Below are 24049 nucleotides of genomic sequence, written 5' to 3'. Positions count from 1 at the left end.
GTCGAAAAGCGATGTAACAGACCCGTCTGCCCCCCGCAACTCTCTTGGAGCACGCAAGATCCTTGCGCAAACCTACCCGGTGAAAGGAACTTCCAACCGAAGTGTTCCATAATGCGGTTTGAAGCTGTCGTTAGCGCCCAAAGCAACCGTTTTCGGTGTGCAATTGCATACATTGAATGCCGCAACGCGGCATTTGCTTGAGCCGGAAAATTTCCGCGGCAGATTGTCCGGAGAATCGCTGCCGCCGGGGCAAGGCCGGATATCGACGACTTTTAGAACGATTCTTGAGACGACACGCCCAACCCGACAGAATCACCTCCCGTGGTTCTTGCTGCGAGATCAGGCCGGCTTCGGACCCGAAGGCGCGTTGACGGCATCCAGCACCCTGAGCGGGTCGCGTACGATATCCTTCACCGGCGATCCGCCGGGCGTCTGTACCAGCTTGGAGGCCTCGGTCAGGAAGACCCCGCCCGCAAGCGAACTGAAGACCTGCCGGCCGAACTTCTCCAGCATACCCGACGAGCGCAGCCAGAAGCGTTTTTCAGAAGGTGGGCCGAACAGCGCCGTGACATGCCGCTCGGGCTGGAAGCCGTGCCGCAAGAGCTGCGTTTCGAGTTGGCCGGTGGAATAGGGCCGGCCATAGCCGAACGGTGTCGCATCCCGTCGCGCCCAGAGACCGGAGCGGTTCGGCACCACGAAAAGCACCCGCCCGCCGGGGCCGAGGACGCGATGACATTCCTCCAGCACTTCGGAGGCATGCTCGGAGGTATCCAGCCCGTGCATGAGAATGAGCCGGTCGACGCTGCCCGTGTCGAGCGGCCAGAGCATTTCCTCGCAAAGCACGGAGACATTCGGCTGACCCGCCGGCCAGGGCATGACCCCCTGCTGGCCCGGCATGAGGGCAATGACCCTGCGCGCGGAGCCAAGATAGGGACGCAGCAAGGGAACCGCGAAGCCGAAGCCTGCGACCGTACGGCCACGCGTTTCTTCAGGCGGCCAGAAACCAACCACCTGGTCACGGATCGCCCGCTGGGCAACGCGGCCCAGTTTTGTCTTGTAGTAGAAATTTCTTAGGTCCAGCACATCGAGATGCATTGCGCCCGGACTGCTCCCTTGTCACGCTGTGGGCACAATACCGGCTCCCGAGGAAAAGGAAACGTCATGTCGCTGGAAATCGTCACGATCCCGTGCCGGACCGACAATTATGCCTACCTGCTGCACGACGCCGATAGCGGCGCAACCGCGGTGGTGGACGTGCCGGATGCGGGCCCGATCCGGGCCGCGCTGGCCGAACGCGGCTGGAAACTGACCGATATCCTCATCACCCATCACCATTACGACCATATCGACGGGGTGGAAGAGCTTCGCGCCGAAACCGGTGCCCGGGTGGTCGGTGCAGCGGCAGATGCGCATCGCCTTCCCCCACTCGACCTGGCGGTCGCAGAGGGCGACAGTGTTGATGTAGGCAGCATCAGCGGGACGGTATTGGACGTTTCAGGCCATACGATCGGCCATATCGCTTTTTGTTTCCCGGGCGCGGCATTTACCGCCGACAGCCTGATGGCGCTAGGATGCGGGCGCCTGTTCGAGGGCGATGCGCCGACGATGTGGGCCTCGCTAAGCAAACTCGCGGCCTTGCCGCCCGACACGCTGATCTATTCCGGACATGAGTACACGGCCGCGAACGGCGCCTTTGCTCTAACAGTCGATCCGGGAAATGCCGCACTGGTCGCTCGTGTGGAGGATGTGGCCCGCGCCCGCGCGGCTGGCGAGCCAACCGTTCCTTCGCTGCTCTCGCTGGAACTGGCTACCAACCCGTTCCTTCGCGCGGTCGCGCCGGAGGTCAAGCGGGGGCTGGGAATGGCGGGGGCGACAGATGCCGAGACATTTGCCGAAATCCGCAGGCGAAAAGACTCGTTCTAACCCGAAAGGGCCTTCTGAATCAGGTGCAAACCGGCCCGAACCGTTCGCCCGTTGCCCGAAGAAAGTGCACAATGACGCGGCTGTCGTTTTTTCCCACAGAGGGTGGCGCGCCGCCGAGCAAAGCTCGTACGGCGGTGGCGCCGCTTCGCGGCGCCGCGCTTCGCTTGGCAGAATCAGCCACAATTCGTCAAACGATTCCAGATTGTTAGGCGCGAAATCCATGCAACCAATCAGAAAACGAGCAAAAGCTGTCAAAGGCCCGAGCCGTCAGCGTCCCTGGCACGCACTCGAAATGAATTGGTCTGGATCGGCAACGACCCCTTTCGATCACTTTTTGTGCATCAGCGGAACACAGTGGCGCCCCGGATGAAAAAAACACTTGAAGCCGCCGCAATGCCCACCAAACTTTAAGACAAACGGGCCACTCTCGCCGTCGGGCTCTCCCGACGCAGGCCCCGCAGGAAAAGGAGCACGAACTGTGCCATCGTTTTCGAACACTCTCGAGCAGGCAATTCACGCTGCCCTGGGCTTTGCCAATGCCCGCCGCCACGAGCTTGCCACGCTGGAACACCTGCTGCTGGCGCTGCTCGACGAACCCGACGCAGCCAAGGTCATGCAGGCCTGTGACGTTGATCTTGAAGAACTTCGCGGCAAGCTGACCGAGTTCATCGAGGAAGACCTGTCGACGCTCGTCACCGAGGTGGAGGGCTCCGAAGCTGTTCCGACTGCGGCTTTCCAGCGGGTGATCCAACGGGCGGCGATTCATGTTCAATCCTCCGGCCGGACGGAGGTTACCGGCGCGAATGTGCTGGTCGCCATCTTTGCCGAGCGCGAATCGAACGCGGCCTATTTCCTGCAGGAGCAGGACATGACCCGCTATGATGCTGTAAATTTCATCGCCCATGGTGTGGCCAAGAACGCGGGCTTCGGCGAGAGCCGTCCGGTGACGGGCGCCGACATGGAAGAAGAAGCCAGCCAACATGACTCCTCCAGCCCCGATGGCGGAGAGGGCAAGGAATCTGCGCTGGCGAAATATTGCGTCGATCTGAATGCGAAGGCGGAGAAGGGCGATGTCGACCCCTTGATCGGGCGCGACAACGAGGTCGAGCGCTGCATTCAGGTGCTTTGCCGCCGCCGCAAGAACAACCCGTTGCTGGTGGGCGACCCCGGCGTGGGCAAGACGGCCATTGCCGAGGGCCTCGCGCGCAAGATCGTTGCCGGCGAGACTCCGGAAGTGCTCTCAGGCGCCACGATCTTTTCGCTCGACATGGGCGCTCTGCTGGCCGGCACCCGATATCGCGGCGATTTCGAAGAGCGCCTCAAGGCCGTGGTCACCGAATTGGAAGATCACCCCGATGCTGTGCTCTTCATCGACGAGATCCATACCGTGATCGGTGCGGGCGCCACCTCTGGCGGCGCGATGGATGCCTCCAACCTGCTGAAGCCCGCGCTTCAGGGCGGCAAGCTTCGCTGCATGGGGTCCACCACCTACAAGGAGTACCGCCAGCACTTCGAAAAGGACCGAGCGCTTTCCCGTCGCTTCCAGAAGATCGACGTGAACGAACCTTCCGTGGCCGACAGCATCAAGATCCTGAAGGGCCTGAAGCCCTATTTCGAGGAACACCACGACATCAAGTACACCGCCGATGCGATCAAGACCGCCGTAGAGCTGTCGGCGCGCTACATGAATGACCGCAAACTGCCAGACAAGGCGATCGACGTGATCGACGAAGCGGGCGCGGCCCAGCATCTGGTGGCAGAGAGCAAGCGGCGCAAGACAATCGGCACCAAGGAGATCGAGGCGGTGATTGCCAAGATCGCTCGGATTCCGGCCAAAAACGTCTCCAAGGACGATGCCGAAGTGCTTCGTGATCTCGAGAAGACGCTCAAGCGCGTGGTCTTCGGGCAGGACAACGCAATCGAAGCCCTTTCTGCTGCGATCAAGCTGGCCCGCGCTGGCCTGCGCGAACCCGAGAAGCCTATCGGGAACTACCTTTTTGCCGGCCCGACTGGCGTGGGTAAGACGGAGGTCGCCAAGCAACTGGCCGACACGCTCGGCGTGGAGCTTCTGCGCTTCGACATGTCGGAATACATGGAGAAGCACGCCGTTTCCCGCCTGATCGGCGCGCCTCCGGGCTATGTCGGTTTCGACCAGGGCGGCTTGCTGACCGATGGCGTGGACCAGCATCCGCATTGCGTGTTGCTGCTCGACGAGATCGAGAAGGCGCATCCGGACGTGTTCAATATCCTGCTGCAGGTGATGGATCACGGCACGTTGACGGACCATAACGGCCGCTCGGTCGATTTCCGCAACGTGATCCTGATCATGACCTCCAACGCGGGTGCCGCGGACATGGCAAAGGCCGCAATCGGCTTCGGGCGCGACAAGCGCGAGGGCGAGGATACGGCCGCCATCGAACGCACCTTCACGCCGGAATTCCGCAACCGGCTGGACGCGGTGGTCAGCTTCGCGCCACTGGGCAAGGAGGTTATCCTGCAGGTGGTCGAGAAGTTTGTTCTCCAGCTGGAGGCACAGCTGATGGATCGCAACGTGACCATCGAGTTGACCACCCCAGCCGCGGAATGGCTAGCCGAAAGAGGCTACGACGACAAGATGGGTGCCCGCCCGCTCGGCCGGGTCATTCAGGAGCACATCAAGAAGCCGCTGGCCGAGGAGCTGCTCTTCGGCAAGCTTACCAAAGGCGGTATCGTCAAGGTCTCAGTAGAGGATGGCGAGCTGAAGCTTCAGGTCGATGAGCCGGGCAAGCCGCAGCTTTCCTCGCGCAAGCCGCCGCTTCTGACCGCGGATTGATGGCGGGAAACGGAAGATCGGGAACAGGGCGCCTGCGGGCGCCCTTTCTCTGTCTTCTTGCCTTTCCCGCGCTGGCGGACGTCCCCGCGACACCGCCCCCTGCCCTGCTTTTTCCGGTCGACTGCTCTGAGACAAACTGTCGAATTACCCGCTATGTCGACCGCGATCCAGGTCCGGGCGCCATCGAGCATTCTTGCGGCGCGCTCACCAGCGATGCGCATAAGGGAACCGACATCGCCGTAGCGCCGGGACTGGCCTTTGGCGACGGGATCGCCGTGCGCGCTGCCGCCACGGGGCGCGTTCGGGGCATTCGGGACAACATGCCCGATATCGAAATAGAAAACCCCAACGCGCCCGATGTTTCGGCGCGGGAATGCGGCAACGGCATCGTCATCGCGCATGGAGACGGCTGGGAGACGCAGTATTGCCATCTGCGGCGCGGCAGCGTCTCGGTACGGAAAGGTGAAATGGTCGAAGCCGGTGCCCCGATCGGGCAGATCGGCATGAGCGGCAAGGCCAGCGCGCCACATCTGCATTTCTCCTTCCGCTTCGGCAAGCAAGTGATCGACCCGTTCCGCGCCGACGCCGGCAAGGACTGTGGAGCGACCTCTGCGCTTTCCGCCTGGCAGGCGGGCGACATTCCCGCCTACCGGCCCGGCGGCCTGATCCAGATCGGCCTGCTGGACAGGGTTCCCGATTTTCCGGAGATACTCGCGGGCCTGCCCGGGAACGCCCTGCCGGAGGCCGCGCCCGAGGCGATCGTGCTCTGGGGGCTTTTCTTTGGCGGACAGGAGCGGGACCGGATGGTCCTGACGCTCAGCGGCGAAGCAGGGCTGGAGCACAGCCGAAGCTTCCAGCTCGAAAGAGACCAACCGTTGTTCTATCGCGCAAACGGCTTGAACGCGCCGAAAGGCGGGTTTCCCCCCGGCACCTACCGGGCCCATGTCGCGCATTGGCGCGGCGCGCGGTTGCTTGAGAAGCGCAAAATCCTGTTCGAGCTTCCGTGAGCCTCAGCGCTCGGTCAGCTTCATCTCGATCCGGCGGTTGCGCGCGCGCGCCTCGTCCGTGTCCTCCGTCGACACCGGCTGGAACTCGCCAAATCCGTTGGCGGCGAGCCGGCCGGGTGCGAAACCGAGTTCTTCGGTCATGTAGCGGACAACCGCCAGCGCCCGGGCCTGGCTCAACTCCCAGTTATCCCGGAACGCACCGAAACCGGAAAGTGGCTGGTCATCGGTATGCCCATCGACACGGATCACCCAGTCAATCTCCTGCGGGATTTCGCCCGAGACCTCGGACAGGATCGACGCGACGCGCGAAATTTGTGTACGCCCCTGCTCGGAAATATCGGCCGAGCCCGGCTCGAACAGCACCTCGGAGGAGAAGACAAAGCGGTCGCCTTCGATCCGCACCCCTTCGCGGCCGCCGAGGACATCGCGCATGCGTCCGAAGAATTCGGAGCGGTAATTCTTGAGTTCGCGCGCCTCGGCCTCCAGCCGCTCCTTCTCTTTCTCAAGCCGGATCCGTTCGGCCTCTTCAAGGCGAGCCCGTTCGGCCTCCGCCTCGGCGCGTTGCGCTTCAGCCCGCGCGCGCGCCTTCTCCTCGGAGGCGACCTGCGCCAGCGCGGTATTGAGGCGGGTGCCAAGCGACTGGATCTCCACTCGCGAATCCGCATCGCGCGCCTCCGAAGCGTCCAGTAGCTGCTGGAGCGAGGAAAGCTGGCTGCGCAGCGAGGAGATATTCTCGTTGAGCAGCGCCATCCGCCGCTGGCTTTTCGCGGACTCGGCCTGTTTCTGCTCCAGCTCGCGCTGCGCCGCCGTCAAGAGTGCCGCGCGTTGCTCCGCCGCGCTCATCTGTTCCGAAACCGTCTGTTCCGCCGCCAGCTTGGCCGCGAGCGCCGCAGCGAGCTGTTTGCGCACGGTTTCGACGTCGCCTGTGGCCGCGCGCAGGCTCTCGTTCTCGGCCTGTTGGCGGGAAAGCGCGCTGCGCAACTCTGCAATATCGTTCGAGAGCGTCTCTATGACCCGTTGAGCCTCGGCGAGTTGCTGGGCCGCTCCGAGCCCTTCATCCGTCGCCGCATCGCGCTCGGCGGTCAGCCGAACCACTGTCGCGCGTTCCGCGTCCAGTTCCGCCGTCAGCGTGTCGGCACGGGCCTGCGCCTCGGCCAGCGCGACGGCTCCTGCTGCGCCACCTTCCTCGGCGCGCTGCAATTCGGCCGCCAAGGCTTCGCTGCGGTTCTTGAGCCCCACCAGTTCCGCCGTGAGCCGCGCAACGTCGTCCTGCGCCTGTCCAAGCGCCATGGCCCCGGCCGATTGCCCGCTGCGCGCATCCTCCAGCGCGGCGGCGAGCCGGGCCCGTTCCACCTCGGCGGCGGCAAGCGCTTCTTTCATCCGCGCGGCCTCCGCCTGCGCCTCGGCCAGCGCGGTGGCATCAGCTTGCCGGGCCGCGCTTTCCGACTCCAACCGCTCCGACAGGCTGAGCCGCGCCACCAGCGCGGCGGCCAGCTTCTCGTCCAAAGCGGCTTCGGCCGATTGCGCGGCGGCGAGCATCGTGAGCGTTTCCTCGGCCTTGCGCCGTTGCTCTTCCAGAGCGAGCGTCATTGCCGTCAGCTCATCCTCCGCCCCCTTGAGCCGTTCGCGCAGATTGGCCGCCGCAGCCGCTTCCGCCAGCCGCGCGGTCTCTTCCTCGCTCAGACGGTCCTGAAGGTCCTCGGCCTCGGCCAGCTTCGCGGCCAGTTCGGCATCCGTCTCGGCATTCTGCGAACGAAGGTCGGCCACCAGCGCTTCGAGCGCCTCGCGGCGGGCCGCGGCGAGGCGGGCCTCCTCCTGCTGCAGGTCCATCTCGCTGCGCGCCGAGGCCAGCGCCGTCTCCAGCGCGCTGCGCTCCTGGTTCAATGCATCGCGGGCCTCAGTCAGCGCATCGCGCTCAGCTTCAAGCTGGCTGCGCTGCCCTTCCAGTGATGCCACGTTTTCGCGCGCGCTGTCGCGTTCCAGAAGGAGCGCCGCCACCTGGGATTCGAAATCCGAGATCCGTCCGGCCGCAGTGGCCAGTTCGTCTTCCTGCTGGCCGACCTGTGCGGTGAGCGCCGCGATCAGCGCGGCCTGCTGGTCGGCCTCGTCGCGCGCCTCTGCGAGGGTCGTGCCGAGGGATCCGACCTGCTGTTCCAGGTCCGTTGTCTTTTCCCGCTCCATGCCAAGCGCATCGGCCAGTTGCGAAATCTCGCCATGCAGGATGTCGAGTTCGCTCTCCTGTCCGGTGATGGTCTCGCGCAGCATGAACTGGACGATCATGAAGATCGACAGAACGAACATCAGCACCAGCAGGAGCGCCGTCATCGCATCGACGAAGCCGGGCCAGATCGAGGCCGAGAAACGGTCGCTGCTCCGGCGGCGCGACAAGGCCATGGATCAGCCTCCCGTCCGGCCGTCCGGACCGACGACCGTGCCGGTATCGACCTGCGGTTGCACGGGGCGCGAGCGCCGGATTTCGCGGGTGAGTGTCGCCAGATCGGCGCGCAGCTCGGCCACGGTTTCCTGCCGGCCCGCGGCGAGTTCCTCCAGAATACGCAGCAGTTGGACGTCGATCGAGCGCAAGCGCATCCGCGATTCCGCATCTCCCCCGGTATCCGCCATCTCGCCTTCCTGGGTGGGGGCCGAGGCGAGCTTGCGCAGCACTTGCTGCTGGGTGTCGTGCATGCGCTCCTGCCCTTCGGCAATGCGTTCAAGCACATCTGTGGCGCGGTCGCCGTGCTGCATCGTGCGGGTGAGCGCGGTCACCGCCATGGCAACCTCGGTCAGCTTGTCATCGACCATGGAGCGGCTGGCATCGGCGGTGCTCAGCGTCTCGCGCATCACTTCCATCTGCTCGGCCATGTGGTCCAGAACGGCTACCAGCGCCCCGGCCTCGCCGGACATCTCGCTCTCGCCGCCGGCAAAGCCGAGCCGGGTGATCGAGGACAGCCATTCTTCCAGCTCGCGATAGAAACGGTTCTGGCCGCGCGAGGAGAAAAGCTCCAGAAGGCCCACGACGAGAGAACCGGCAAGCCCCAGCAGTGACGAGCCGAAAGCCGTGCCCATGCCGCCGAGCTGTGCTTCCAGCCCGCTCATGAGCTTCTCGAAGACCTGCACGCCCGACTCGCCCTCTTGCGGCGCGAGCGAACGGATCGTCTCGACAACGGCCGGAACGGTGGTGGCCAGGCCGTAGAACGTACCCAAAAGACCCAGGAAGATCAGAAGGTTGACGATGTAGCGAGTGATATCCCGCCCTTCCTCGATCCGGGTCGCAACCGACTCGAGAATGGAGCCGGCCGAGGTCGAGGAGATCTGGCGATGCACGCCGCGCGAGCGCAGCAGCGCGGCCAGCGGCGCCAGAAGGCGCGGCGTGGGGCTGTTGGCCGCAGATTGGTGGTCGCGGGCAAAGGCCTCGATCCAGCGCACCGAGGAGGAAAGCTGCGCCACCTGCAGGAAACAGGCCAGCACACCAATGACGAAGACGAGCGCGATGGTGCCGTTCAACCAGGGGTTGGCTAAAAAAACGGGCTCCACCGACGGAAAGATGACCCAGCTTCCGGCGGCGAAGAGCCCGACGGCGATCAACATCTGCGTGATCTGGCGCACCGGTTGCGAGAAATGGGTCTGGGCTGGGCTGTCGCTCATGGTTCCGGGGCATCCCGCGCAGGTGAAAAAACTTGTTCGCACGTTAGTTGCGCGGTTTTCGAAAGCCAATGCGCAAACGGAAAATCTGCGGCAAAGCCATTTTTGTGTAACCTCGAAACACGATCGCCGGGCCGGTTACATCCGAGCTGCCGGGATTTTTCGCGCCTCAGGCCTTGGCCGTCAAGGCGCGCACCCGTGCCGCCAGCCAGTCCAGATCCTCATCCGCCAGGCCAAGTTCGGTCAGGTGATCGGCGGTATTAAACAAGTATTCGGTGTTCGGGCCGCGCCCGCCGACGGCCCGGGCGATGATCTGTGCCTGTTCTTCAAGCGGCATGCCGCCGCAATACTGCACGTGACCACGCTCGATAACATAGGCCAGCGCGGTCACGTTGCGCCCGTCATGCAGGCGCAGGGAAACGAGTTCCTCCACATAGGCCGAGGAGATCAGTTCGCGCTCGCGCAGCGCATCGAGCGTTCGGGCCTCCTCGCCCGGCATCACCCGAAAGGCAAGCCCGTCGCAATGCGCCCCTTCGAACTGGTCGAGCGCCAGCACGAGGCCGGGATCCTCCTCTGTGCCGCGATGGTGGATCGAGGACATGCAGAATGCCCGGTGGTAGCCGGAGAGCCGCGCCACCGCCTGTTCCTCGACCGGGAAGCCCGGATGCCAGATCAAGCTACCATAGCCGAAAACCCAAAGCGGTTGCGTCGTATCGATTTCCTGAAGCATTTCTGGTCCCTCACGCGTTCCGCGGTGTAAAGCGTAAAACGGGAAGAGGTGAAAGGGGCGTCATGAAACCGATCCGTCTGTTGTGGCTCACCGTGCTCGTCGTGCTAGGCTGGAGCGCGTGGTGGGGCTGGGGCGCGTGGAACGCGAAAACCGGGCTGGAAACCTGGCTGGAGGCGCGGCGGGAGGCAGGCTGGCAGGCTGAATGGGACAGGATCGAGGTTCAGGGGTTTCCGACGCGCATCGACCGGACCATTTCCGGGCTGGTGCTTGCCAACACCGAGAAGGGCTGGGTCTGGCAGGCGCCGTTTTTCCAGATCCTCGGGCTCAACTACCAGAAGGATCACGTGATCCTTGTCTGGCCCAATGACATGACGCTTCAGACGCCGTGGCAGACGGTCGCCATCACCGGCGACGAATTGCGGGGCAGCGTCACCTTCCGCCCCGGCAGCGCGCAGGAACTACAGAGTGCGACGCTCGTGTTCGACGGGTTGGCGCTGGACTCCGATGCCGGCTGGACCAGCAGCATGGCACAGGTACGCCTTGCCACACGCCCGAACGAGGCGGGCGAAGGGCAGCACGATATCGGGCTCGAGATCGTCGGGCTGAAGCCGCGCTCGGACGGGATCGCGATGCTGGCCAAAGCCGGGCTGGTGCCCGCGACGGTTGACGAGTTGAAGGCCGACCTGACTGTCGGCTTCGACCGCCCCTGGGACCGTCAGGCGCTGGAGGAGGATCGCCCCCAACCGCGCGAGATCGACATTCACGAAATCGCCGCCAAATGGGGCAAGCTGGAATTGCGTATCGCCGGAGCGTTGACGGTCGCATCGGACGGCGTGGTCAGCGGCGAGGTGATGGTGAAGTCCACGAACTGGCGCGAGATGCTCGAAATTGCTCGGCGCTCGGGGTTTGTTCCCGACAGCCTGGCTGATCCGATCGAAAGTGCGTTGAGCATGTTGAGTGGGCTGGCAGGTCGCTCCGACACGCTGGATATCCCGCTTGCCTTCGAGAATGGCAGAACACGGCTCGGACCGCTTCCACTCGGCCGCGCGCCTGTTCTGGCGATTCCCTGAAACCGCGATCTGGAAGCATCTTTGGGCCGTACGGTGGCGCGCTTCGCGCGGGAACGATCCTGCGGATCGTGCCTCCGGCGGACGTATCTTCCGGAAAGATGACTGAACACGGCGCTTGGCGGATCTGCTTTTGCGTGGTGTGCCGGCACCGAATGGCGGCAAGATCGCCCGGCATTTTCCTTTCCCCGGCCTGCTGAGAACGGCCGCCGTAGGAGCGGCCACCGATAGACGATTTCCCGCAAATTTGGTATAATTGAACATATTTAGATTTTTCATTTCGGAGGAGAAAATGGCTTTCGGAATCTCGGGTGTCTTTTTCAACGAAGACGGCAAGCAGCAGGAATTCGGCTATCCCTACAGCGAGCGAAAGACGCGTATCGCGGCAATGCCGAACAACTCGATCAAGCTCATTCGTATCTACCAGCACGGAGCGCCCGGATATATCGGCGATGACGACGCGAACGCCCTTGCGCAGATGCTGAAGGACAAGATGCAGAAGAACGGACAGATCCAGCTTCTGGGCTGTTCGACTGCCGGTGTCGAAGGGCATGCCTGGAACCCCGTGGGTGGCATCGGGCTGCTGACGCGCATGATCATGTATCACGGCGTGATGAAGATGATGGGCTTGCCCGAGGCGGCGAAAAAATGGAGCGACAATGTCGCTGGGGATACCAGCCGGTTGATCCCCAACGTCTTTGTCATGGGGCTGTCCGGCATCTCGTTTCCGCTCTCGCGCATTCATGACAGCCTGGAGACGGGTTTCAAGCCCTCCGCGCTGATGGCGGATCGCTTCGTCTACATGAACGGGAAGCTTCTGAGCGAGTACAGCAATTTCAACCTGCCCAAGTAGGGGCGCCCGCTCAGCGTGGCTTTTCCTGTGCCTTGATCTGGTTCCAGAGCGCGTCCATTTCGTCCAGCGTCGCCTCGGCGGGCGAGGTGCCCTGCGCGTGAAGCGTATCCTCGATTGCGTTGAAGCGGCGGGTGAACTTGGCATTGGTGCGGCGCAGCGCCTGTTCGGGATCGACGCCGAGATGGCGAGCCAGGTTGGCCAGCACGAAAAGCATGTCGCCCATCTCGTCCTCGATGGCATCATGTGAGCCGGATTTCGCGGCCTCGGCCAGTTCCTCCGCTTCCTCGCGGATCTTGTCGAGGACGAGGTCCGCATTGTCCCAGTCGAAGCCGACTCGGGCGGCGCGTTTCTGAAGCTTGTAAGCGCGCAAGAGCGCCGGCAAACCCATCGCCACGCCATCCAGCACCCGCGCCTCGCCCTTGGCCTTGCGTTCGGCAGCCTTAACGACCTCCCAGTCGCGCGTCTGCTGTTCGGCGGACTTTTCCCGGCTCTCATCGCCGAAGACATGCGGGTGGCGAGCGACCATCTTGTCGGAGATCGAATTTGCGACTTCGTCGAAGGTGAAGCGCTCCTCTTCCGTGCCCATTTGCGTGTAATAGACCACCTGCAGCAGCAGGTCGCCCAACTCGCCCTTCAACTCGTCCCAGGCCTCGCGCTCGATGGCGTCGGCCACTTCGTAGGCCTCCTCGATCGTGTAGGGCGCGATGGTCTCCCAGCTCTGCTCTATATCCCAGGGGCAGCCGGTTTCGGGGTCGCGCAGGCGGGCCATGATTTCCAGCAGGCGCGGCATCCCGCCCTTTGGATCGAAGACGAGGGAATCTGACATGGCGGCGGCTCCGGGCTTGGTCTAGGGTCGCGCCGAATTAGGGATGTTTCGGAGGATATGTCCATGCCGGTTCTCAATCGTATCGCGGGATATGCCGACGAGATGCAGCAGTGGCGGCGCTGGCTGCACCGCAACCCGGAGCTTGGGTTGGAATTGCCGCGCACGGCGGCCTTCGTGGCCGAGAGGCTGCGGGAATTCGGCGTCGACGAGCTGCACGAGGGCTATGCCCAAACCGGCATGGTCGCGCTGATCCGTGGCCAGGCGGAAGGACCCGTGATCGGGCTGCGCGCCGATATGGACGCGCTGCCGATCCTGGAAGAAACCGGGGTCGAGCACACCAGCGAAACGCGGGGGAACATGCACGCCTGCGGCCATGACGGGCATACGACGATGCTGCTCGGCGCGGCGCGTTACCTCGCCGAGACGCGACGCTTTGCCGGCACCGTGGCGCTGATCTTCCAGCCGGGCGAGGAGCTTGGCGGCGGCGGCAAGGTAATGTGCGACCAGGGGATCATGGAGCGCTTCGGCATCACGGAAGTCTATGCGCTGCACAATTCACCCGACATGGAGGAAGGCCGCTTCGCCACCCGCAAGGGGCCGATGATGGCCGCTGTGGACGATTTCGCCATCACGATCCGGGGCGTGGGCGGGCATGCCGCATGGCCGGAGCATTGCGTCGATCCGGTTGCGGCGGCGGTGCAGCTCGTCTCGGCGCTGAACGCGATCCCGGCGCGCAACCTGAGCGCCTTCGACAATGCCGTGCTCTCGGTGACGCAGATTAGTGTCGGCAGCGCAACCAACGTGATCCCGGCGGAAGGGTTCGTTGCGGGCACGTTGCGCACTTTCTCGCGCGCGGTTCGTGACAAGATCCGTGCCCGGATCGAGGAGATCTGCCAGGGCACCGGCACCGCCATGGGCGTGGAAGTGACGCTGGAATACACCGAGGACTATCCCGCAACGGTGAACCACCCCGAGCAGACCGATTTCGCGGTGGAGGTCGCGCGCGAGGTGGTTGGCCCCGACAAGGTAGACCCGGATTGGCCCGCCGAAATGGGCGCCGAGGATTTCTCCTTCATGCTCGAGGCGCGGCCCGGGGCCTACCTGTTCCTCGGGCAAGGGGTGGGGCCGCGCTGCCATCACCCGAAATTCGATTTCAACGACGAGGTCGCGCCAATCGGGGCCAGTTTCTTTGCCCGGATCGCGGAGCGCGCGCTGCCCCTGGAGTGATCCGCGTCAGTAGAACAGGTTCATCACCAGCACCGACACGACGAGAAAGATCGCCGTCATGATCCCGCCTGCGCGGATGAAGTCGCGCACCGAATAGCCCCCCGGCCCCATCAGCAGGGCGTTGACCTGATGGGTCGGGATCAAGAAGGAATTCGAGGTCGAGATCGCCACGGTGAGGGCAAACACGGCCGGATCCGCGCCCGCGCCAAGCGCGATATTCACCGCCAGTGGCACCAGCAGCACAGTGGCGCCGACATTGGACATGATCAGCGAGAAAACGGTCGCCAGCACCGCGACCGTCGCCTGGATCACCCAGATCGGCATGCCATCCAGAACGGTCAGGAGCTGATGCGCGATCCATTCGGCGGTGCCGGTGCTCTGCACGGCCTGCCCGAGCGGGATCAGCGAGGCCAGCAGGAAGACAGTGCTCCAGCTCACCGATTCATAGGCCTCGTCGATGCTCAGCACGTTGGACAGGATCATCCCGAGCGCGCCGACCAGCAGGCAGAGCGACAGCCGCATATCGGTGAACAGCACCAGGCCGATGGCGATCATGAAGAAGACCAGCGCCCAGCCGACCTTTTGCGGCCGCGTCGTCTCGCGCGGATAATCCTGGGTCACGACTACGAAGTCGCGGTCCTGCTCCATGCGCATCAGCGCTTCCCAGGTGATATGGCCGACCAAGGTGTCACCCGCCTCGAAGGGGATCTCGCCGAAATCGATGCCTTCGGTCTCGCGCGAATAGGTTTCGCCGCCGCGATACATCAGCAGCGGTGCGAGGCCGTGCGCCTTGCGCAGCCACAGGTCGCGCGCACTTTTGCCGATCACGCCCGAGCCGGGCGGGATGACCACTTCGGCGATGCCTGCGCGGGTCGGGCCAAGATCCTCGGCAAAACCGGCCAGAACGGGTGATTCCTCAAGCTCGAAGCAGTATTTGAACTCGTCCACCGCGCCCGGTTCGGCGATGATGGCCAGCCGGGCCGGCGCTTGCAGAACGGTGTCACGCGGGGGCGAGGTATAGGTCTTGCCCTCGTATTGGGTCGCGATGATCTGCAACCGCAACGCGCGCTGAATGTCATCGATGCTCTGGCCGACAAGGATCGAACCGGCGGGCACGATGATCTCGTGAATGGCGCCATCGATGCCGTAGGTTTTCGAGACATATTCCAGCAGCGATTGCCCGCGCGCGCCTTCGCCCGCGGTGCGATGCGTCTGTTCCGGCAGCACGAAACGGCCGAAGAAGATGAAATAGGCCAGCCCCGCCGCCACCAGCGCCAGCCCGATCGGGGCAACCGAGAACAGGCTGTAATCGGCCATCTGCTGGTCGGGCGGCAGGGTCGGGTTGATGGTGTCAAAGAGGTCGTTGAGCAGGATCAGCGGCGAGGAGCCGACCATGGTGAGCGTGCCACCGAGGATCGCGCAGAAGCCCATCGGCATCAGCAGGCGCGACATGGGCAGCCCTGTGCGCGCCGAAATCCGCGCCACGACCGGCAGAAACAGCGCCGCCGCGCCGACATTCTGCATGAAAGAGGAAATGAAGGCGACCGTGGAGGATATCAGCAGCAGGATCCGGCTCTCCGCCGACCCGCCGGTACGCATGATCCAGTTGGCGACACTGGTCATCACGCCGGTCCGGTCCAACCCGGCGCCGATGATCATCACCGCAATGATCGAGATCACGGCATTGGAGGCGAAACCGGAAAAGAGATGCTGGATATCGACGATATGGTCGAGACCGGGAAGCGAGGCGAGGCAGCCCAGCATGACCATGATCGCCAGCGCGGCGACGTCGACCCGGACCACTTCCGTCACGAACAGGCCAACCGTGAGGCCAAGCACACAGAGCACCATGACCATCTCGTAGGTGAGACTGATCTGCTCCACGCGCACCCCCCAATTACCCTTGCCGATCAATCACACCCGTTTTCGGCAACAAACTCAATCCCCTCGGGCATCCTGCCCGCGCGTGATCGCAGGCAATGCGTTCAAGACCCAGAGTTCCGGGAGGCCAGACCCATCTGCAACAACCGTTCAAGGCGCGATGTCGTGCAGCCTTCCTGCACCTCGCGCCACATCGGGTTGTTGAGCGACATTTCGCAGCGCGCCAGGAACATCCGCCCGTCGACGCGCAGGCAGATAACGTCCCCAAGCTCGACCCGGTCGCCTGTGCTGTCCGTGCAATAGCAGTCGATCACCCGGCCCGAAGGTGCCGTCACATCGGCCCATACCGGCGAAACGCTGGCGAGCAGAGCGATCAAAAGGGTTCTCAACATCACGTCAGCGTATCACGCTCGGCCCTCTTGACCAAAGCGCAACATTCCGGCACGCAGCCGGGCATGGTTCCCGAGGACAGATTGCACGAGATCGCCCAGCGGTTCGAGTTTCTCGAAGCGAAGATGGCAGGTGGCGCCGAGGCGAGCGAGATTGCGCGCCTCGCCAAGGAGTATTCGGATTTGAAGCCGCTCGTGGCCGAGATCGCGGCCTGGAAGCGATGCCGGGCCGACATTGCCGAGGCCGAGGCGATGCTCGACGATCCGGATATGCGCGAGCTTGCCGAGGAGGAATTGCCCATCCTGCGCGCGCGGCTTCCCGAGCATGAGAAAGCACTGCAACTGGCGCTCCTGCCCAAGGATGCCGCCGATGCCCGCCCGGCCATGATCGAGATCCGCCCGGGAACGGGCGGCGAGGAGGCTGCGCTCTTTGCCGGCGACCTTCTGCGCATGTACCAGCGCCATGCCGAGGCGCAGGGCTGGAAATTCGATCTGATCGAGACGCAGGAGAGCGAGCTTGGCGGGATCAAGGAGGCCGTCGCCCATGTGCAGGGCGATGGCGTCTTTGCCCGTCTGAAATACGAATCCGGCGTCCACCGGGTGCAACGCGTTCCCGAGACCGAATCGGGCGGACGCATTCACACCTCTGCGGCCACTGTCGCCGTGTTGCCCGAAGCAGCGGCGGTGGATATCGACATTCCGGCCTCCGACATCCGCATCGACACGATGCGCGCCAGCGGCGCGGGCGGCCAGCATGTGAACACGACCGACTCGGCGGTGCGGATCACGCACTTGCCCACCGGCATTGTCGTGACCAGCTCCGAGAAATCGCAGCACCGCAACCGCGAGATCGCCGTGCAGGTTCTGCGTGCGCGCCTTTACGACATGGAGCGTCAGAAGGCGGATGACGAGCGCGCCGCCGACCGGCGCAGCCAGGTCGGTACGGGGGATCGGTCCGAGCGCATCCGGACCTATAATTTCCCGCAAGGGCGGATGACCGATCACCGGATCAACCTGACGCTCTACAAGCTCGACCAGGTGATGCAGGGCGACCTGAACGAGGTGATCGACGCGCTGATTGCGGACGATCAGGCGCGCAAACTCGCCGAGATGGGCACGTGACATTCGCCGAGGCGCTGGCTGTTGCGGTGGACCGGCTGAAGCAGGCCGGGGTGGAGACGCCGCAACGGGATGCGCGGCTGCTCGTGGCCTTTGCGGGAGCAATATCGCCGGACCGCCTGACGCTTCACTTGCGCGACAGTTTCGAGGGTGACGCGGCGCTCGCAGCCGCGCTGGACGCCCGCGCGGCCCGGCAGCCCGTGTCGCATATCACCGGCAATCGCTTGTTCTGGGGTCATAATTTTCACATTACGGCGGAGGTTCTGGACCCGCGCCCGGAAACCGAGACGCTCATCGCCGCGGCCCTGCAGGCGCCATTCGAGCGTGTTCTGGATCTCGGCACGGGGAGCGGGTGCATCCTGCTGAGCCTGCTGGCGGAGCGCCCGCAAGCGACCGGCCTTGGCGTCGATCTGTCCGAGAAAGCGCTGGAGGTTGCCCGTCAGAACGCCGCCGATCTGGGAGTGCCTGCGGAGTTCCGCCGCTCTGACTGGTACGAGACGGTGACGGGACGGTTCGACCTGATCGTCTCCAACCCTCCCTATATCGCGGTAGGCGAAATGGCGGGCCTTGCGCCGGAGACGCGGGACTGGGAACCGCGAGTGGCGTTGACCGATGAAGGGGATGGCCTCTCCTGTTATCAGATCATCGCCGCACGGGCCGCCGATCACCTGTCGCCGAACGGGCGCTTGTTGGTCGAGATCGGCGCCAGCCAGGGGGATGCAGTGTCGGCGATTTTCGCGGCGAGCGGCTTCGAGGATATCCATGTCCTGCCCGATCTCGACGGGCGCGACAGGGTGGTTGCAGCCAGGCTGAGGACCTCGAAATCCTAGCGCATTGATATCAAAACTGCGCCAGATTGCGCGGAATACAGCACAGTTGGCTGTTTTTGACTTGTCAGCAGACGCCGTGCATGTAAAGCAATGGGCGCACGGAGCGTTGGGCGTACGCCCCCCCGCGCAGATAGTCACCACAACTTGGACCGACCCGCGGAGATTTATCCGCAAGACTAGCGAAGGTCCCGAAACCGCAACAAGGCGGAACTGAAAAACCTATGAGATCATCCAAGTCACGTTCGCGTTCCAAGTCGAACCGTCAGCGCTCGATGGGAAACATCGTCAACCGGGTCTTTGATTCCTCGGGCCCGGAAGGCAAGGTGCGTGGCACCCCGCAGCAGATTATCGACAAATACATCCAACTCGCCGGCGATGCCGCGCGGGGCAATGACCGCGTAGCGGCAGAGAATTTCCAGCAGCACGCCGAGCATTACACACGTATGCTCGGTGAAGCGCAGCGCGAGCAGGATGCCCGCCGCGAGCAGCAGGAACAGCAGCAGCGCGATCGGCAACGCGACCGGCACGAGCCCTCCAATAGCGGCGGGAACAACCAGGGCGGGCAACATCCGCGTTCGCAAAATGAACCCGAGGCCCTGCAGTCGGTCGAACCGGTGGACAGTCAGCCCGACGTGATCGAAGACGATCTGCAAAGCGCGCCGCAGCCGGACCTGCTTCCGGAAGCCCACGCCGCAGCGTCGGGAGCACGTGCGGGCAAGGACGTATCCCAAGACGACAGCGGGCTGGTCGAGACGCCCGAAAGCAAGCCCAAGGCGCGGCGCCCGCGTCCCCGCAAGGCGAAGCCGGAGGCAGAAGGCGCCGAGGCGGAAGCCCCGGCACAGGAAGCCAAGCCGAAGCGTCCGCGTGCCAGCCGGGCCAAGCCCAAGGCGCCTAAGGACACCGAGGCTTCGGATGGAGCCGAAGGTGCATCTCCGGCTGCCGCCACGACATCCGAACCGCCGGAAGCCGCAGAGTAATCTATCCGCACACCAGCGACGTGCAGCCCCGCCAGGCGATCCAGCCTCGGCGGGGGCGCTGCCCCCGTCGTTCATGCGAGCGCTCCCCCGGGAAACTTCCGGATCGAGAAAGTGCAAGGCAGGGAGCGCGCTCAACGCTTCCACGATGCTCGCCGCCCCAGGCCCACCCCTGAGGCTTGGCCACGTGAAGGGGAACGTTCAAACCCCTAATGCCGACAAAACGGACGGCAATTCTTCTGTCAGGTCCTCCGCTATCAAGCCTGGACCGAAGGATCTCGCCGCTTCGGCATGCAGCCAGACCGCCGTTTCCGCTGCCCCGACGGGCCAAAAGCCACGCGCCATCAGCCCAGCGATCATTCCGGCCAGCACATCGCCGGCACCGGCGGTCGCCAGCCAAGGCGCTGAACGCTCGTAGCAGGCAGCATGCACGACGACACGGCCGCCAGGTTCGACAATGACCGTGTCCTGCCCCTTGAAGAGCAGAATGCAGCCCGCCCGCGCCGCCGCTTCCTGTGATGCCTCGATCTTGGAGATGGCCGGGCCATGCTCTGGACAGGCAATAAAGCGCTCCCAGATATCGGGAAAGAGCCGGGCGAACTCGCCAGCATGCGGGGTCAGCACGACGCCGGAATGAAGATGCGCGAAGAGCGCCTGTGGCCGCTCGGCAAAGGCCGTCAACGCGTCGGCATCCAGAACACAGCGGCGCCGGCTACCAAGCGCGGTCAGGACCAAGTCCCGCGTCGCAGCGCTCACCCCGAGCCCCGGCCCGAGGCACAGCGCGTTCAGCCTTTCATCCCCGAGCAGCGTGCCCAGATCGGGGGCACCATTGCATCGGGTCAGCATGACGGCGGTCAGTTGCGCCGCACATTCTCCCATGGCGGGAGCTGGCGCTGCGAGCGTGACCAGCCCGGCACCGACCCTCAGCGCCGCCCTTGCAGCCAGTCGCGCCGCCCCGGTACGCCCCGGCCCGCCAGACAGAACGACCGCATGGCCGTAATCGTATTTATGGGCGCCCTGCGAATCCTCGCCCCCCTTGCGCAATTGTCGATTATCGGGTCCGGCCAGTTGCGCCATGTCTGACAACTGCTCGCGCAGATCCGGCCGCGCCGCGCGCAGGGCGGACTGGTTCAAGCCGATATCGGCGACGACCACCTTGCCGCACCATTCCGGGCCCTCGCCCAGCATGTGGCCGCGCTTCAGGCGGTGGAACGAGACCGTGAGATCCTGCCGGGACGGCAGCTCCCCGTCATTTTCCGGATCGAGCGGCCGCCCGGAATCCATGCACAATCCCGAAGGCGCATCGACCGCGACCCGCCAGGACATGCCCTCGGGCAAGCAGGACGCGAGATTCCGCAACGCTTCGTCCAGGTCGCGCACCAGCGGTCGTGTCAAACCGGTGCCGAACAGCGCATCCACGATCACGCCGGGGCGTTTCTCGACCGGGACTGCGCCGCCCCACCGTTCGCGCACATGCCAGTCCGCAAACGGGACCACGGCGCCGATCTCTGCCCAGCGATCATGGTTTGCCCTTGCGTCCGGCGGCAACCGCGCGGGATCGCCATAAAGGAAACAAGAGACCTTCCAGCCAAGTTCGTGCAGCAGGCGCGCGATGACGAAACCATCGCCGCCATTATTGCCCGGCCCGCAGAGAATCAGGGCCTTTCCTTCGGCTTGCGCCAAATCCGGCAGCGCCTGGAACACCGCGTCGACAACGCCCTGCCCGGCCCGTTCCATCAACTCCAACCCGGTCGCCTGCCCGCTATCGAAAGCGGCCTGCTCGATGGCGCGCATTTGGGCAGATGTCAGAAGTTCATCCATATGAACCGCCTCTTTTGTTTTCAGTTTGCCCTCACCGCAGGCATTTTGCACATATTTTAATCACAGCACTGGGAAACGCTCGGACTCGTCAACAACGCAACACCTCTTGAATTGTCCCGCTCCGGGGATGATGGTCTCTGCATTTACCGGGACGGATCACAGGGGAGTCGGCCACCACCATGAAAAAAATCGAAGCCATCATCAAACCTTTCAAGCTCGATGACGTGAAGGAAGCCCTTCAAGATGTCGGAGTGCAAGGTCTGAGCGTGATCGAGGTCAAGGGTTTTGGCCGCCAGAAAGGTCATACCGAGCTCTACCGTGGCGCCGAATATGTGGTGGATTTCCTGCCCAAGGTGAAGATCGAAGTCGTCCTTCCGGACGATCAGCTCGACACCGCGATCGAGGCGATCACGACCGCCGCCAAGACTGACAAGATCGGCGACGGCAAGATTTTCGTCTCCGCCGTCGAGACCGCAATCCGTATCCGCACCGGCGAAGAAGGCGACGAAGCCCTCTAACCGCCGCAACTGAATACCCAACCCCCATTTTTACTGACAGAGGGAACCACGTTCACATGAGCAAGGAAGCCGTTCTCAAGACCATCGCCGACGAAGGCGTTGAATACGTCGACGTCCGTTTCACTGACCCGCGCGGCAAGTTGCAGCACGTCACCATTCTGGCCGATCAGGTCGATGAGGACTTCCTCGAAGAGGGCTTCATGTTCGACGGCTCCTCTATCGCCGGTTGGAAATCGATCGACGAGTCCGACATGAAACTGATGCCGGATACCGACTCGGTCTACATGGACCCGTTCTATGCCGAAAAGACGCTCGCCGTGCATTGCTCGGTTCACGAGCCCGACACCGGCGAGCACTATGACCGCGACCCGCGCGGCACCGCCATGAAAGCCGAGGCCTACCTGAAGTCGTCCGGTATCGGCGACACCGCCTATATGGGCCCGGAAGCCGAGTTCTTCCTCTTCGACGACGTTCGCTTCTCCGTCGAGATGAACAAGGTCTCCTTCCAGGTCGACGCTATCGACGCCTCCTGGAACTCGGATACCGAGTACGAGATGGGCAACATGGGCCATCGTCCGGGCATCAAGGGCGGCTACTTCCCGGTCAACCCGATCGACGAAAGCCAGGACCTGCGTTCCGAGATGCTCTCGACCATGAAGCGCATGGGCATGAAGGTCGACAAGCACCACCACGAGGTGGCCTCCTGTCAGCACGAGCTTGGCCTGATCTTCGGCTCGCTCACCAAGCAGGCAGACGAGCTTCAGAAGTACAAGTACATCATCCACAACGTTGCCCATGCCTATGGCAAGTCGGCCACCTTCATGCCGAAGCCGATCTCCGGCGACAACGGCACCGGCATGCATGTCAACATGTCGATCTGGAAGGACGGCAAGCCGCTCTTCGCAGGTGACAAGTATGCGGACCTCTCCGACGAGGCGCTGTGGTACATTGGCGGCCTGCTTAAGCATGCCAAGACGCTGAATGCCTTTACCAACCCGTCCACGAACTCCTACAAGCGCCTGATCCCCGGCTTCGAAGCCCCGGTTCTGCGCGCCTATTCCGCCCGCAACCGTTCCGGCTGCGTGCGTATTCCGTGGGCCGAATCCCCGAAGGCGAAGCGCGTCGAAGCCCGCTTCCCGGATCCCTCCGCGAACCCGTATCTGTGCTTTGCAGCGCTCCTGATGGCCGGACTCGACGGCATCAAGAACAAGATCGATCCGGGTGAAGCCATGGACAAGGACCTCTACGACCTGCCCGCCGAAGAGCTGGCCGGTATTCCGACGGTCTGCGCGAGCCTGCGTGAAGCCATGGAATGCCTCGAAGCCGACCACGAGTTCCTGCTCGCTGGCGACGTCTTCACCAAGAGCCAGATCGAAGGCTACATGGATCTCAAGTGGGAAGAGATCTACGCCTACGAACATTGCCCGCACCCGGTGGAATACAAGCTGTACTACAGCTGCTAAGGCATCCAAGACCAACAGGGACAGTGACAGCGGGAGGCGCCTTCGGGCGCCTCCTTTCTTATTGCCCCCGGCTCGTTTTGCCGCCGGCCGCCAGAAAAACATTTCAAGAACATTTCCATGCAATCCACGGATTTCTTTTCCATTTCTTCAGCTCTTTGCCGCTAGATCGACACGCGCCGAAAGCAATCGGCACCGATAGATCTCAGATGGAAGCGGGAATGGACATTGTTCGGAAATGCATCGGAGCGCTCCTTGCGTCTCTCGCGCTGCTCTGCCTGCCGGGCATTGCGCGCCCGGTGCAAGCCCTGAGCGTTACCTACGACTATGCTCTCACAATCACCTCCGTGAAGGGAAGCGTCGAGCAATCACCCTTCGAGCTGTCGGAAGATGTTCAAATTACCGGAACGATGATCGTCGCGTTTTCCGATGGAGACAACCAGGCGTCGGTTCTGGACAGCAGCTTCGTCATCACATGGGACGGCGGCTCCTATGACAGCGGCGCGGCAATGGATGCGAAATTCAGCGAGATCATTGCGCCCGATGGACAGCAACAGGATATCTTCCGGGTTCAGGACAGGTCCGCACATGGGGATCTGGGCGATTTCGCCTTCGAGCTTCTGCGTCTGGACGTGATGGTCCCTGCCGCGGATGGGGACTCGGTGGTGGAGGACTATTTCTTCGGCGCGCTTGAGGACGCCTCAAAGAACAGCTTCGACCTGCGGTTCATCAACGGTTCCGACAAGCTGACTTACGCCGGGACTGTCGCCTTTCTGAAAGCGCAAGACGCCGTTTGGGTGGCGGAACAGCAATCGCTTTCGGCGGTACCAGCCCCCTCCAGCGCGGCCAGCATGCTGGGGGGTCTGATTCTGTTTGCTGCCTTTCTGGGGAGGCGACGGCGAAAGTCGTTGTGACAGGTATCCTGCAACCATGGCGGGCAGACCAAAAGCGAGGTGGTCGCTTCCGGATT

20 protein-coding genes are annotated in these 24049 nt (G+C 63.5%); 12 read left to right on the top strand and 8 right to left on the bottom strand.

The window, feature by feature from the left end:
• Window positions 1–339: 339 nt before the first annotated feature.
• Window positions 340–1095, bottom strand: a complete 756-nt coding sequence (locus AX756_RS15270) for a methyltransferase domain-containing protein (protein WP_068313299.1) — start codon at window positions 1093–1095, stop codon at window positions 340–342.
• A 66-nt stretch (window positions 1096–1161) separates the two neighbouring features.
• Here AX756_RS15270 and gloB point away from each other — a divergent pair, with 66 nt between their 5' ends.
• The 3 genes from gloB (at window position 1162) to AX756_RS15255 (ending at window position 5742) form a co-directional block, all read left to right on the top strand.
• Window positions 1162–1923, top strand: coding sequence for a hydroxyacylglutathione hydrolase (gloB, locus tag AX756_RS15265; protein ID WP_068313296.1), 762 nt, complete (start codon window positions 1162–1164; stop codon window positions 1921–1923).
• A gap of 478 nt (window positions 1924–2401) precedes the next feature.
• The gene (clpA, locus tag AX756_RS15260; RefSeq protein ID WP_068313293.1) at window positions 2402–4735 is read left to right on the top strand and encodes an ATP-dependent Clp protease ATP-binding subunit ClpA; all 2334 of its coding nucleotides are present in this window, start codon (window positions 2402–2404) and stop codon (window positions 4733–4735) included.
• On the top strand, window positions 4735–5742 hold the full coding sequence (locus tag AX756_RS15255) for a M23 family metallopeptidase (RefSeq protein WP_068313290.1): 1008 nt from the start codon (window positions 4735–4737) through the stop codon (window positions 5740–5742). Before clpA ends, AX756_RS15255 begins: the two co-directional genes overlap by 1 nt.
• 3 nt (window positions 5743–5745) lie before the next feature.
• On the opposite strand, the gene AX756_RS15250 is transcribed toward AX756_RS15255, so the two are convergent.
• The 3 genes from AX756_RS15250 to AX756_RS15240 form a co-directional block, all read right to left on the bottom strand.
• On the bottom strand, window positions 5746–8136 hold the full coding sequence (locus AX756_RS15250; protein ID WP_068313287.1) for a peptidoglycan -binding protein: 2391 nt from the start codon (window positions 8134–8136) through the stop codon (window positions 5746–5748).
• Window positions 8137–8139: 3 nt separating this feature from the next.
• Window positions 8140–9387 (bottom strand): biopolymer transporter ExbB, encoded by a 1248-nt coding sequence (locus AX756_RS15245; protein ID WP_068313284.1) that lies wholly within the window; start codon window positions 9385–9387, stop codon window positions 8140–8142.
• 166 nt (window positions 9388–9553) lie between these two features.
• Entirely contained in the window at window positions 9554–10114 is a 561-nt protein-coding gene (locus AX756_RS15240; protein ID WP_068313281.1) for a gamma-glutamylcyclotransferase, read from the bottom strand.
• Between the two features lie 62 nt (window positions 10115–10176).
• On the opposite strand from AX756_RS15240, the gene AX756_RS15235 reads away from it, so the two are divergent.
• Window positions 10177–11184: a DUF2125 domain-containing protein gene (locus AX756_RS15235; protein WP_068313278.1), complete on the top strand. Its 1008-nt coding sequence runs from the start codon at window positions 10177–10179 to the stop codon at window positions 11182–11184.
• 289 nt (window positions 11185–11473) lie between these two features.
• Window positions 11474–12034, top strand: a complete 561-nt coding sequence (locus AX756_RS15230; RefSeq protein WP_068313275.1) for a hypothetical protein — start codon at window positions 11474–11476, stop codon at window positions 12032–12034.
• Between the two features lie 10 nt (window positions 12035–12044).
• On the opposite strand, the gene mazG is transcribed toward AX756_RS15230, so the two are convergent.
• Window positions 12045–12860: a nucleoside triphosphate pyrophosphohydrolase gene (gene mazG, locus AX756_RS15225; protein ID WP_068313272.1), complete on the bottom strand. Its 816-nt coding sequence runs from the start codon at window positions 12858–12860 to the stop codon at window positions 12045–12047.
• Window positions 12861–12923: 63 nt separating this feature from the next.
• On the opposite strand from mazG, the gene AX756_RS15220 reads away from it, so the two are divergent.
• Entirely contained in the window at window positions 12924–14087 is a 1164-nt protein-coding gene (locus tag AX756_RS15220; protein WP_068313270.1) for a M20 aminoacylase family protein, read from the top strand.
• A gap of 6 nt (window positions 14088–14093) precedes the next feature.
• On the opposite strand, the gene AX756_RS15215 is transcribed toward AX756_RS15220, so the two are convergent.
• Both AX756_RS15215 and AX756_RS15210 read right to left on the bottom strand, forming a co-directional pair.
• A complete protein-coding gene (locus AX756_RS15215) occupies window positions 14094–15971 on the bottom strand; it encodes an SLC13 family permease (protein ID WP_068313567.1) in 1878 nt (625 codons plus the stop codon).
• Between the two features lie 101 nt (window positions 15972–16072).
• Window positions 16073–16360 carry a hypothetical protein gene (locus tag AX756_RS15210; protein WP_068313267.1) on the bottom strand — a complete coding sequence of 96 codons (288 nt, stop codon included), beginning with the start codon at window positions 16358–16360 and terminating at the stop codon, window positions 16073–16075.
• A gap of 63 nt (window positions 16361–16423) precedes the next feature.
• On the opposite strand from AX756_RS15210, the gene prfA reads away from it, so the two are divergent.
• The 3 genes from prfA (at window position 16424) to AX756_RS15195 (ending at window position 19283) form a co-directional block, all read left to right on the top strand.
• The gene (gene prfA, locus AX756_RS15205; protein ID WP_068313264.1) at window positions 16424–17479 is read left to right on the top strand and encodes a peptide chain release factor 1; all 1056 of its coding nucleotides are present in this window, start codon (window positions 16424–16426) and stop codon (window positions 17477–17479) included.
• Window positions 17476–18306, top strand: coding sequence for a peptide chain release factor N(5)-glutamine methyltransferase (prmC, locus tag AX756_RS15200; RefSeq protein ID WP_068313261.1), 831 nt, complete (start codon window positions 17476–17478; stop codon window positions 18304–18306). Before prfA ends, prmC begins: the two co-directional genes overlap by 4 nt.
• 221 nt (window positions 18307–18527) lie before the next feature.
• Window positions 18528–19283: a DUF4167 domain-containing protein gene (locus tag AX756_RS15195; RefSeq protein ID WP_068313256.1), complete on the top strand. Its 756-nt coding sequence runs from the start codon at window positions 18528–18530 to the stop codon at window positions 19281–19283.
• 198 nt (window positions 19284–19481) lie between these two features.
• Here AX756_RS15195 and AX756_RS15190 read toward each other — a convergent pair whose 3' ends face one another.
• Complete coding sequence (locus AX756_RS15190; protein ID WP_068313253.1) at window positions 19482–21101, bottom strand: bifunctional ADP-dependent NAD(P)H-hydrate dehydratase/NAD(P)H-hydrate epimerase; 1620 nt, start codon at window positions 21099–21101, stop codon at window positions 19482–19484.
• Between the two features lie 179 nt (window positions 21102–21280).
• Here AX756_RS15190 and AX756_RS15185 point away from each other — a divergent pair, with 179 nt between their 5' ends.
• The 3 genes from AX756_RS15185 to AX756_RS15175 all read left to right on the top strand — a co-directional run bounded on the left by AX756_RS15185 (window position 21281) and on the right by AX756_RS15175 (window position 23993).
• The gene (locus AX756_RS15185) at window positions 21281–21619 is read left to right on the top strand and encodes a P-II family nitrogen regulator (RefSeq protein WP_068313250.1); all 339 of its coding nucleotides are present in this window, start codon (window positions 21281–21283) and stop codon (window positions 21617–21619) included.
• A 56-nt stretch (window positions 21620–21675) separates the two neighbouring features.
• Complete coding sequence (gene glnA, locus AX756_RS15180; RefSeq protein ID WP_068313245.1) at window positions 21676–23082, top strand: type I glutamate--ammonia ligase; 1407 nt, start codon at window positions 21676–21678, stop codon at window positions 23080–23082.
• 218 nt (window positions 23083–23300) lie between these two features.
• Window positions 23301–23993, top strand: coding sequence for a PEP-CTERM sorting domain-containing protein (locus AX756_RS15175; RefSeq protein WP_068313242.1), 693 nt, complete (start codon window positions 23301–23303; stop codon window positions 23991–23993).
• Window positions 23994–24049 lie beyond the last annotated feature (56 nt).

Source organism: Aliiruegeria sabulilitoris (assembly GCF_001558155.1).
GTDB lineage: Bacteria > Pseudomonadota > Alphaproteobacteria > Rhodobacterales > Rhodobacteraceae > Tropicimonas > Tropicimonas sabulilitoris.
The sequence above is the reverse complement of the archived record's forward strand: the minus strand, read 5'-3'. Positions and strand labels throughout refer to the sequence as shown.

What these genes read in the sequence shown, in the direction of transcription:
- AX756_RS15185 (WP_068313250.1), top strand. Translation starts at nt 21,281, where the DNA reads ATGAAAAAAATCGAAGCCATCATCAAACCTTTCAAGCTCGATGACGTG.
- mazG (WP_068313272.1), bottom strand. Translation starts at nt 12,860, where the DNA reads ATGTCAGATTCCCTCGTCTTCGATCCAAAGGGCGGGATGCCGCGCCTG.
- AX756_RS15190 (WP_068313253.1), bottom strand. Translation starts at nt 21,101, where the DNA reads ATGGATGAACTTCTGACATCTGCCCAAATGCGCGCCATCGAGCAGGCC.
- AX756_RS15240 (WP_068313281.1), bottom strand. Translation starts at nt 10,114, where the DNA reads ATGCTTCAGGAAATCGATACGACGCAACCGCTTTGGGTTTTCGGCTAT.
- glnA (WP_068313245.1), top strand. Translation starts at nt 21,676, where the DNA reads ATGAGCAAGGAAGCCGTTCTCAAGACCATCGCCGACGAAGGCGTTGAA.
- AX756_RS15175 (WP_068313242.1), top strand. Translation starts at nt 23,301, where the DNA reads ATGGACATTGTTCGGAAATGCATCGGAGCGCTCCTTGCGTCTCTCGCG.
- gloB (WP_068313296.1), top strand. Translation starts at nt 1,162, where the DNA reads ATGTCGCTGGAAATCGTCACGATCCCGTGCCGGACCGACAATTATGCC.
- AX756_RS15195 (WP_068313256.1), top strand. Translation starts at nt 18,528, where the DNA reads ATGAGATCATCCAAGTCACGTTCGCGTTCCAAGTCGAACCGTCAGCGC.
- AX756_RS15230 (WP_068313275.1), top strand. Translation starts at nt 11,474, where the DNA reads ATGGCTTTCGGAATCTCGGGTGTCTTTTTCAACGAAGACGGCAAGCAG.
- AX756_RS15245 (WP_068313284.1), bottom strand. Translation starts at nt 9,387, where the DNA reads ATGAGCGACAGCCCAGCCCAGACCCATTTCTCGCAACCGGTGCGCCAG.
- AX756_RS15255 (WP_068313290.1), top strand. Translation starts at nt 4,735, where the DNA reads ATGGCGGGAAACGGAAGATCGGGAACAGGGCGCCTGCGGGCGCCCTTT.
- prfA (WP_068313264.1), top strand. Translation starts at nt 16,424, where the DNA reads ATGGTTCCCGAGGACAGATTGCACGAGATCGCCCAGCGGTTCGAGTTT.
- AX756_RS15250 (WP_068313287.1), bottom strand. Translation starts at nt 8,136, where the DNA reads ATGGCCTTGTCGCGCCGCCGGAGCAGCGACCGTTTCTCGGCCTCGATC.
- AX756_RS15220 (WP_068313270.1), top strand. Translation starts at nt 12,924, where the DNA reads ATGCCGGTTCTCAATCGTATCGCGGGATATGCCGACGAGATGCAGCAG.
- AX756_RS15235 (WP_068313278.1), top strand. Translation starts at nt 10,177, where the DNA reads ATGAAACCGATCCGTCTGTTGTGGCTCACCGTGCTCGTCGTGCTAGGC.
- AX756_RS15210 (WP_068313267.1), bottom strand. Translation starts at nt 16,360, where the DNA reads ATGTTGAGAACCCTTTTGATCGCTCTGCTCGCCAGCGTTTCGCCGGTA.
- AX756_RS15270 (WP_068313299.1), bottom strand. Translation starts at nt 1,095, where the DNA reads ATGCATCTCGATGTGCTGGACCTAAGAAATTTCTACTACAAGACAAAA.